Here is a 9,739-nt window from a genome sequence, read left to right as displayed (position 1 = left end):
GCTGACCCGGACGGTGGTCGCTGAGCCATCCGGCGGGGCAACCCCGCGGATCTGTGGCAGGGTCGGGGGACTAGCAGTTGAACCAGAGCCACCGTCACCGTCGCTGTTCACTAAACGGAGGCGCTGTATCGTGTGCGTGTACGCCGGGTTGTCGAGCGGCGCAGCATCAGGGAGGGGGACGCGTGTCGCCAGGGGAAGCGCACGTCGCACCGTACTCACGGCGCGAGCGCCTGCGCATCGCGACCATCCGTGAAATCAAGGACGTCGCCCGGACGCTCCTGGTTCAGGAGGGCCCGGAAAATGTGACCATCCGTGCCATCGCGCGTGAGATGGGCATGACCGCGCCGGCCGTCTACCGCTACTTCAGTAGTCGGGATGCGCTGATCCTTCAGCTGCGTGTGGACATTTTCGAGGAGATGGCCCGCTTCATGCGGGGGGTCCTCGGTCAGCACCCCGAGGAGGAGCCGGGCCGCCGGTGGATCAGCGGCGCCCGGGCGCTGCGCGTCTGGGCGATCAAGCACCCCCATGAGTTCGGGCTCATCCTCGGCCCGTGGGCCCCGGGGCTCGGCCGTGAGGAGACCAAGCCCGAGCGCCATATGAGCTGGGTCTTCGGCTCCGTCTACTCCGATCTGGTCGCCGATCTGTGGCGGGTGCGCGGCTTCCCCGCCCCGGAGGTCGAGGAGCTCGACCCCGGGCTCGCGACCACCCTCACCGCGCTCAGCGAGGACCAGGACGTCGACATGCCCCCCGGTGCCATCGCCGTGATGCTCCGCTGCTGGGTGCGGCTGTACGGGGTGATCTCCATGGAGGCGCTCGGCCATATGTCCTTCGCGCTCTCCGAGGGCCAGCACTTCTTCGAGTTCGAGCTCCGCGATCTGTGCCGGGTGCTGGACATCGCCGAGTTCTACGAAGAGGTCGTCTGAGGCCACGCGATGGCCCCCCGGAGACCGGTCCGGGGGCGTTCGCCGGTCACCCGCCCGGCGCCACATCGGAGGTCACATCGGGGTATCGCCCCGTACACCTGTACACCGAGAGGCGTAAGCTGTGGCAATCACCGTCCGGATCATGCCGGAGCCGGGCCGTTGTCCCCTGTTCGGGGGCTAGGCGCCGGAGCCCGTTGACAAGACGGAGCGGCGTGTCCGGATCGTGCCGACCCTGGTAACCGGTGTAGAACGGGGGATGTGACGGCATTGGCTAGACGGCCCATCTCCAGCGCTCCCGCGGGGCCCGGTCGCCGGGATCCACGTGGCGTTCTGGGTCTCGCCCGTACGCCTGGCTGTCCACGGTGACCGTCGAGGACGAGCGCAGCGGGTCCCATACCACGTCGAGCAGCCACAGCGGCGGGCAGGAAGCCGCTCGTGCCGTGCTCGACAAGGCCGCCCACGAGAACTTCCCCGTGGCCCCCTTCTTCCTGCCCCGCGCCTGGCGCACCGATCTGATGGCCGTCTACGGCTACGCCCGGCTGGTGGACGACATCGGCGACGGCGATCTGGCCCCCGGCGGCGCCGACGCCGAGCTGCTCGGGCTCGACCGCGACCAGGCGGGCGACGCGCTCGCGATGCTGGACGCGTTCGAGACCGACCTCCACCGGGTCTTCCAGCCCTTCGCGGAGCCGCGCCATCCGCTGCTGGCGGCCCTGCGCCCCACCGTCCACCGCCATGGGCTCACCCCCGAGCCCTTCCGCGGTCTGATCGAGGCCAACCGCCAGGACCAGCGGATCCGGCGGTACGCCACCTACCAGGAGCTGCTCGACTACTGCGAGCTGTCCGCCAACCCGGTCGGACGGCTCGTCCTCGGCATCACCGGCACCGCGAGCCCCGAGCGGATCCGCCACTCGGACGCCATCTGCACCGCCCTGCAGATCGTCGAGCATCTGCAGGACGTGGCCGAGGACCTCCGCAGGGACCGTGTGTATCTGCCCGCCGAGGACATGAAACGCTTCGGCGTGACCGAGGCCGACCTCGCCGCCCCCAGGGGCGGCGTACGGTTGCGCGCGCTGGTCGCGAAGGAGGCGGAACGCGCCGCTGCCCTGCTGAATGAAGGCACCCCCCTGGTGGGTAGCGTCCACGGCAGGCTCAAGGTGCTGCTCGCCGGATTCGTGGCCGGGGGGCGGGCCGCCTTGCGGGCGGTCGCGGCCGCGGGACATGACGTACTCCCTGGACCGCCCAGGCCCACCAAGCTCAGCCTGCTGCGCGAGGTGGGGGCGACACTGCGAAGAGAGGGGTGAGCCGGACCGTGAAGGGATCTCCGCACGCGTCCGCGCCAGTGCTCGCGGCGTACCGCTATTGCGAGGCCGTGACCGGGCACCAGGCCCGCAACTTCGCCTACGGCATCAGGCTGCTGCCGACGGAGAAGCGCCATGCGATGTCGGCCCTGTACGCCTTCTCCCGCCGGGTCGACGACATCGGCGACGGCCCCCTCGACCCGGAGGCCAAGCGGACCCGGCTGGCGGACACCCGCGCCCTGCTGGACCGGATGCGGGGCGGCGGGATCGAGGAGGACGACACCGACCCCGTCGCCGTCGCCCTCGCCCATGCCGCACACCGCTTCCCGATCCCGCTCGACGCGCTGGACGAGCTGATCGACGGCGTGCTGATGGACGTGGCCGGGCAGACCTACGAGACCTGGGACGACCTCAAGGTCTACTGCCGCTGTGTGGCGGGCGCCATCGGACGGCTGTCGCTCGGCGTCTTCGGGACCGCCCCCGGCACCGGCCACAGCGAGGACGAGCTCGAGCGCGCCCCGTACTACGCCGACACCCTCGGGCTCGCCCTGCAGCTGACCAACATCCTCCGGGACGTCCGCGAGGACGCCGCCACCGGACGCACCTATCTGCCCGCCGACGACCTCGCCAAATTCGGCTGCGCCGACGCGTTCCGCGGCTCCACCGCACCGCCCGACGCCGACTTCACCGGCCTGGTCCACTTCGAGGTGCGCCGGGCCAGGGCGCTCTTCGCCGAGGGCTTCCGGCTGCTGCCGCTGCTGGACCGGCGCAGCGGGGCGTGTGTGTCGGCGATGGCGGGCATCTACAGCAGACTCCTGGACCGGATCGCCAAGGATCCCGCGGCCGTCCTGCGCGGCCGCGTCTCGCTGCCGGGACACGAGAAGGCGTATGTGGCGGTGCGCGGGCTGGCCGGGCTCGACGCCCGCGCGGTCGAGCGCCGCGGCACCGGGAGGCCGGTGTGACCCACTCGACCCTGGGCTCCGCCCCGGCCGCCAGACGCAGCCCCGCCGGGCGGAGCGCGCTGGTGATCGGCGGCGGGCTCGCCGGTACGGCGGCGGCGCTCGCGCTGGCCGACGCCGGGCTGCGGGTCACCCTGGTCGAGGGCCGCCCCCGGCTGGGCGGCCTTGCCTTCTCCTTCCACCGCTCCTCCCCGGCGGGTGAGCTGACCGTCGACAACGGCCAGCATGTCCACCTGCGCTGCTGCACCGCCTACCAGTGGTTCCTGGACCGGGTCGGCGCCGCCCGACTCGCCCCGCTCCAGGGCCGGTTGGACATCCCCGTCCTCGACGCCCAGGGGCGGAGCGGGCGGCGGCTCGGCCGGCTGCGCCGCACCGCCCTGCCGGTGCCGCTCCATCTGTCCGAGAGCCTGGCCACCTACCCCCATCTCTCCCTCGTCGAGCGCGCCCAGGTGGGCCGCGCCGCACTCGCCCTGGGCCGGCTCGACCCCCAGGACCCGGCGCTGGACGCGGTGGACTTCGCCGGCTGGCTGCGCCGCCACGGCCAGTCGCCGCGCGCCGTCGAGGCGCTGTGGGACCTGGTCGGCGTGGCCACGCTCAACGCCACCGCGCCGAACGTCTCGCTGGGCCTGGCCGCGATGGTCTTCAAGACCGGGCTGCTCTCCCGGCCCGACGCCGCCGACATCGGCTGGGCCCGCGCCCCGCTCGGCGACCTGCACCACACCCACGCCCGCCGCGCCCTGGACGCGGCGGGCGTGACGACCGAGCTGCGCACCCGGGTGACCGCCGTGGCCCGCACCCCCGAGGGCCGCTGGAGCGTGGCCATGGCCGGGCGGCCGGGGGACGAGCCGCCGGCCGAGGCGGATGGCGCGGACGTTCTCGTACTGGCCGTCCCGCAGCGCGAGGCACACGCCCTGCTGCCCGACGGCGCCCTGAAGGACCCCGGCAAGCTGCTGCGCATCGGCACCGCGCCGATCCTCAATCTGCATGTGATCTACGACCGCACGGTGCTGCGCCGCCCCTTCTTCGCCGCGATCGGCTCCCCCGTCCAGTGGGTCTTCGACCGTACGGACGCCTCGGGGCTCAGGGACGCGCCCGGCGCCGGGGACAGCCAGTACCTGGCGGTGTCGCAGTCCGCCGCGTACGACGACATCGACCGCCCGGTGGCCGAGCTGCGCGACCGCTATCTGCCCGAGCTGGAGCGGCTGCTTCCGGTCGCCCGCGGGGCAGGGGTGCGCGACTTCTTCGTCACCCGGGAGCGCACCGCCACCTTCGCCCCCGTCCCCGGCGTCGGCCTTCTGCGGCCCTCCGCCCCGACCGACGCGCCCGGCCTCTACCTGGCCGGCGCGTGGACCGCCACCGGCTGGCCCGCGACCATGGAGGGCGCCGTGCGCAGCGGTCTTTCCGCCGCCCGGGCGGCCCTCAGCCACCTCGGCCGCTCGCATGTGAACCCTCTCCCCGCCCCTGGCGGGGAGACGCCCAAGGAGGCGGCATGAGCACCACCACCAAGAACAGAGGAGAGACCGTGACCCCGGCGACCCCAGCTGTCGACACCGCAGGAGTCATGGCGCTGCTGGAGCGCGGCCGCACGCTCGCCACACCGGTGCTGCGCGCCGCCGTGGACCGGCTGGCCCCGCCCATGGACACCGTCGCCGCGTACCACTTCGGCTGGATCGACGCCGAGGGCAACCCGGCCGAGGGCGACGGCGGCAAGGCCGTGCGCCCCGCGCTCGCCCTGCTGTCGGCCGAGGCGGCGGGCGCCGCCCCCGAGGCCGGGGTGCCCGGCGCGGTCGCGGTCGAGCTGGTGCACAACTTCTCGCTGCTCCACGACGACCTGATGGACGGGGACGAGCAGCGCCGCCACCGCGACACCGTCTGGAAGGTGCACGGCCCGGCCCAGGCCATCCTGGTCGGTGACGCCCTGTTCGCCCTGGCCAACGAGATACTGCTGGAGCTCGGCACCGCGGACGCCGGGCGGGCCACCCGCCGGCTCACCGCCGCCACCCGCAAACTCATCGACGGCCAGGCCCAGGACATCTCCTACGAGCACCGCGAGCGGGTCACCGTCGAGGAGTGCCTGGAGATGGAGGGCAACAAGACCGGCGCCCTGCTCGCCTGCGCCGCCTCCATCGGCGCCGTGCTCGGCGGCGCCGACGACCACACCGCCGACACCCTGGAGCGCTACGGCTACCACCTGGGCCTCGCCTTCCAGGCCGTCGACGACCTGCTCGGCATCTGGGGCGACCCGGAGGCGACCGGCAAGCGGACCTGGAGCGATCTGCGCCAGCGCAAGAAGTCCCTCCCCGTGGTCGCCGCGCTCTCCGCCGGGGGCCCCGACTCCGAGCGGCTCGCCCAGATCCTGGCGGCCGACGCGCACAAGCCGGAAGAGGAGTTCGCCGACTTCTCGGAGGAGGAGTTCGCCGTCCGCGCCGCGCTGATCGAACAATCAGGTGGCCGGGACTGGACCTCCCAGGAGGCCCGCAGACAGCATGCGACCGCCATGGAGGCGCTGGACTCGGTGGACATGTCCGCCGAGATCCAGGCGCGGTTCGTGGCGCTCGCCGATTTCGTCGTCGTACGAGAGAGATGATCGCCATGGACCGCTAGTTCGCAGTCGCCGGCCGGCATCCAGCCGGGGTGCCGGCCGACGGAAGCCCCAAAGACGGCAGATGAGCACACTGCAGAGGGGAAGCCATGACAGCGACACCGACCGTCCAACCCTCCGAGTCATCCGAGTCCAAGACCTTAAGTGTCGCCCGTGAGGCGACGGCCCGTGCGGTGGAGCACCTGCTGTCCCGCCAGGACGAGCGGGGCTGGTGGAAGGGCGACCTGGAGACCAACGTCACCATGGACGCCGAGGATCTGATGCTCCGGCAGTTCCTCGGTATCCAGGACCCCGACACCCTCGACGCCGCGGCCCGCTTCCTGCGCTCCCAGCAGGCCGCCGACGGCACCTGGGCCTCCTTCCACGGCGGTCCGCCCGAGCTCTCCACCACCATCGAGGCGTATGTCGCCCTGCGGCTGGCCGGGGACGAGCCCGACGCGCCCCATATGGCCGCCGCCTCCGCCTGGGTGCGCTCCCGGGGCGGCATCGCGGCCGGCAGGGTGTTCACCCGGATCTGGCTGGCCCTCTTCGGCTGGTGGCGCTGGGAGGACCTGCCCGAGCTGCCACCGGAGATCATCTACTTCCCGAAGTGGCTGCCGCTCAACATCTACGACTTCGGCTGCTGGGCCCGGCAGACCATCGTGCCCCTCACCATCGTCTCGGCCAAACGCCCGGTGCGCCCGGCCCCCTTCCCTCTCGACGAGCTCCACACCGACCCCCGCAGACCCAATCCGCCCCGCCCGCCGGCCCCCATCGCCTCCTGGGACGGCGCCTTCCAGCGGCTGGACCGGGCCCTGCACGCCTACCACAAGGTCGCCTTCCGCCCGCTGCGCCGGGCCGCGCTGCGCTCCTGCGCCCGCTGGATCGTGGAGCGGCAGGAGAACGACGGCTGCTGGGGCGGCATCCAGCCACCCGCCGTCTACTCCGTCATCGCCCTCCATCTGCTCGGCTACGACCTCGACCACCCGGTGATGCGCGCCGGTCTGGAGTCCCTCGACCGCTTCGCGGTGTGGCGCGAGGACGGCAGCCGGATGATCGAAGCCTGTCAGTCCCCGGTCTGGGACACCTGCCTGGCCGCCATCGCGCTCGCCGACGCCGGGCTCGCCCCGGACCACCCGGCGCTGGTCAAGGCCGCCGACTGGATGCTGGCCGAGCAGATCGACCGGCCCGGCGACTGGTCGGTGCGGCGGCCCGGCCTCCCCTCCGGCGGCTGGGCGTTCGAATTCCACAACGACAACTACCCCGACATCGACGACACGGCCGAGGTCGTCCTGGCGCTTCGCCGGGTCGACCACCCCGAGCCCGAGCGGATCGAGGCGGCCGTGCGGCGCGCCATGCGCTGGACCCTGGGCATGCAGTCCAAGAACGGGGCGTGGGGCGCGTTCGACGTCGACAACACCAGCCCGCTGCCCAACAAGCTGCCGTTCTGCGACTTCGGTGAGGTCGTCGACCCGCCGTCGGCCGATGTCACCGCGCATGTCGTCGAGATGCTCGCCCACGAAGGGAGGACGTACGACGCCCGCACCCGGCGCGGTATCGCCTGGCTGCTGTCCGAGCAGGAGCCGAGCGGCGCCTGGTTCGGCCGCTGGGGCACCAACTACGTCTACGGCACCGGCTCCGTCGTCCCCGCGCTGATCGCCGCGGGTGTCCCGGCCTCCCATCCGGCGGTCCGCCGGGCCGTCCGCTGGCTGGAGAGCGTCCAGAACGAGGACGGCGGCTGGGGCGAGGACCAGCGCTCCTACCTCGACGCCGAGTGGATGGGCCGGGGGGCCTCCACCGCCTCGCAGACGGCGTGGGCGCTGCTCGCGCTGCTGGCGGCGGGGGAGCGGGACGGCGCGGCCGTCGAGCGTGGGGTCACCTGGCTCACCGAGACTCAGCGGGAGGACGGCTCCTGGGACGAGCCGTACTTCACCGGCACCGGCTTCCCCTGGGACTTCTCCATCAACTACCACCTGTACCGGCAGGTCTTCCCGGTCACGGCACTCGGCCGGTATGTCCACGGCGAGCCCACCGGGGCGCGACCGCGGAGCGGCTGATGTCCGCCGACCCGGCCCCGGAGGCCGGCGGTGCTCCGCTGCTGATCGCCTGTGCGCTCGGCATCGAGCGGTTCGCCCTGCGCGGCGCCGGCGCCGGGCCCGGCGCCGCCGGGCCCGTGACCGTGCTCCGCACGGGCATGGGGCCGCAGTCGGCCGAGCGCGCCGTGACCCGGGCGCTGACCGGAAGGTCCGGTGAGCCCGGGGCGTGGCGCGGAGTGTCCGGCGAGCCTCGCGAGTCGCGCACCGCCGTCATCGCCACCGGCTTCTGCGCCGGACTGGCCCCCGGGATGCACCCCGGGGACCTCGTTGTCGCCGACGAGACCCGCGATCCGGCGGGCCGCACCGTATGCACCGGCACCCGGATCCTCGCCGACGCCCTGTCACGTCCGCTCTCCGGCGGCCCCCGCTGGAGAGTTCACATCGGCCCGGTCGTGGGCTCCGACCATGTGGTGCGCGGCGCGGAGCGGGCCGCACTGCACGGCACCGGCGCCATCGCGGTGGACATGGAGTCCGCCGCGACCCTGCGCACCGCCGTCAGCCACGGCGTCCGTCCGGTTGCGGCCGTCCGGGTGGTCGTGGACGCTCCTGAACATGAACTCGTCCGTATCGGCACGCTGCGCGGTGGAATATCAGCTTTCCGGGTATTGCGGACCGTTCTTCCTGCTTTCTTTCACTGGCACCGTTCTTCGCTGCTCCCAGGAGGTGAGCTAGATGGCCATGCCTCTCCGCCAGACCATCCGGGTCGCGACGTATCTCTTTGAACAGAAGATGATCAAGCGGCGGGACAAGTTCCCGTTGATCGTCGAGCTCGAGCCGCTGTTCGCGTGCAATCTCAAGTGCGAGGGCTGCGGAAAGATCCAGCATCCGGCAGGGGTCCTCAAGCAGCGCATGCCCGTCGCCCAGGCGGTGGGCGCGGTGCTGGAGTCGGGTGCGCCGATGGTGTCCATCGCGGGCGGCGAGCCCCTGATGCACCCACAGATCGATGAGATCGCACGGCAGCTGGTGCAGCGGAAGAAGTACGTCTTCCTGTGCACCAACGCGATGCTGCTGCGGAAGAAGATGCATCTGTTCACCCCCTCCCCGTACTTCGCCTTCGCGGTGCACATCGACGGGCTGCGGGAGCGGCACGACGAATCGGTGGCGAAGGAGGGGGTGTTCGACGAGGCGGTGGAGGCCATCAAGGAGGCCAAGCGGCGCGGCTTCCGGGTCACCACCAACTCCACGTTCTTCAATACCGACACCCCGCAGACCGTCGTCGACGTGCTCGACTTCCTCAATGACGAGCTCGAGGTGGACGAGATGATGATCTCGCCCGCCTACGCCTATGAGAAGGCGCCCGACCAGGAGCACTTCCTGGGCGTCGAGCAGACCCGCGAGCTGTTCCGCAAGGCGTTCGCCGGAGGCAACCGGCGCCGCTGGCGGCTCAACCACAGCCCGCTCTTCCTCGACTTCCTCGAGGGCAAGGCGGACTTCCCGTGCACCGCGTGGGGCATCCCCAACTACTCGCTCTTCGGCTGGCAGCGCCCCTGCTATCTGATGAGCGACGGCTATGTCCCGACCTACCGCCAGCTGGTCGAGGAGACCGACTGGGACAAGTACGGCCGCGGCAAGGACCCGCGCTGCGACAACTGCATGGCCCACTGCGGCTATGAGCCCACCGCGGTCCTGGCGACCATGGGCTCCCTCAAGGAGTCGCTGCGCGCCGCCCGGGAGACCGCCGCCGGAAGCAATGGGTGACGGGATGAGCTCAGTGGAACCGGTCGCGCTCGGCCTGCCCGCCATGCCGGGCAGGCCGCTCGCACCACGCCGGGTCTCGCGCCGCCTCCAGGTCGGTCCGGTGGCCGTGGGCGGCGACGCTCCGATCTCGGTGCAGTCGATGACGACGACGGTGACGGCGGACATCGGGGCGACGCTGCAG

At 72.2% G+C, this 9,739-nt stretch carries 8 protein-coding genes and 1 pseudogene; all 9 read left to right on the top strand.

Translation table 11 applies throughout. The features are described 5' to 3' along the window. The first annotated feature begins 182 nt into the window (after positions 1–182). A complete protein-coding gene (locus ACFYOY_RS43235) occupies positions 183–923 on the top strand; it encodes a TetR/AcrR family transcriptional regulator (RefSeq protein ID WP_014056063.1) in 741 nt (246 codons plus the stop codon). Positions 924–1,363: 440 nt separating this feature from the next. Then, complete coding sequence (gene hpnC / locus ACFYOY_RS43230; RefSeq protein ID WP_351900817.1) at positions 1,364–2,227, top strand: squalene synthase HpnC; 864 nt, start codon at positions 1,364–1,366, stop codon at positions 2,225–2,227. Then, complete coding sequence (gene hpnD / locus ACFYOY_RS43225; protein WP_388593279.1) at positions 2,224–3,186, top strand: presqualene diphosphate synthase HpnD; 963 nt, start codon at positions 2,224–2,226, stop codon at positions 3,184–3,186. Before hpnC ends, hpnD begins: the two co-directional genes overlap by 4 nt. Further along, positions 3,183–4,676, top strand: coding sequence for a hydroxysqualene dehydroxylase HpnE (hpnE, locus tag ACFYOY_RS43220; protein ID WP_388593276.1), 1,494 nt, complete (start codon positions 3,183–3,185; stop codon positions 4,674–4,676). The genes hpnD and hpnE overlap by 4 nt, the downstream gene beginning before the upstream one ends. Then, a complete protein-coding gene (locus ACFYOY_RS43215) occupies positions 4,673–5,770 on the top strand; it encodes a polyprenyl synthetase family protein (protein WP_388593273.1) in 1,098 nt (365 codons plus the stop codon). The genes hpnE and ACFYOY_RS43215 overlap by 4 nt, the downstream gene beginning before the upstream one ends. A gap of 104 nt (positions 5,771–5,874) precedes the next feature. Continuing rightward, positions 5,875–7,821 carry a squalene--hopene cyclase gene (gene shc, locus ACFYOY_RS43210; protein WP_351900798.1) on the top strand — a complete coding sequence of 649 codons (1,947 nt, stop codon included), beginning with the start codon at positions 5,875–5,877 and terminating at the stop codon, positions 7,819–7,821. Beyond that, positions 7,821–8,582, top strand: coding sequence for a 1-hydroxy-2-methyl-2-butenyl 4-diphosphate reductase (locus tag ACFYOY_RS43205; RefSeq protein WP_388593269.1), 762 nt, complete (start codon positions 7,821–7,823; stop codon positions 8,580–8,582). The genes shc and ACFYOY_RS43205 overlap by 1 nt, the downstream gene beginning before the upstream one ends. Continuing rightward, on the top strand, positions 8,533–9,558 hold the full coding sequence (gene hpnH, locus ACFYOY_RS43200) for an adenosyl-hopene transferase HpnH (RefSeq protein ID WP_351900802.1): 1,026 nt from the start codon (positions 8,533–8,535) through the stop codon (positions 9,556–9,558). The genes ACFYOY_RS43205 and hpnH overlap by 50 nt, the downstream gene beginning before the upstream one ends. A 4-nt stretch (positions 9,559–9,562) precedes the next feature. Next, positions 9,563–9,739 (top strand): annotated as a pseudogene (locus tag ACFYOY_RS43195) (4-hydroxy-3-methylbut-2-en-1-yl diphosphate synthase); the annotation flags it as partial.

Origin of the sequence: Streptomyces sp. NPDC007875, from assembly GCF_042868035.1 — a bacterium.
Taxonomy (GTDB): Bacteria; Actinomycetota; Actinomycetes; order Streptomycetales; family Streptomycetaceae; genus Streptomyces; species Streptomyces antimycoticus.
This window is presented reverse-complemented; position numbering and strand designations above follow the sequence as displayed.

What these genes read in the sequence shown, in the direction of transcription:
- ACFYOY_RS43215 (WP_388593273.1), top strand. Translation starts at nt 4,673, where the DNA reads ATGAGCACCACCACCAAGAACAGAGGAGAGACCGTGACCCCGGCGACC.
- shc (WP_351900798.1), top strand. Translation starts at nt 5,875, where the DNA reads ATGACAGCGACACCGACCGTCCAACCCTCCGAGTCATCCGAGTCCAAG.
- ACFYOY_RS43205 (WP_388593269.1), top strand. Translation starts at nt 7,821, where the DNA reads ATGTCCGCCGACCCGGCCCCGGAGGCCGGCGGTGCTCCGCTGCTGATC.
- hpnH (WP_351900802.1), top strand. Translation starts at nt 8,533, where the DNA reads ATGGCCATGCCTCTCCGCCAGACCATCCGGGTCGCGACGTATCTCTTT.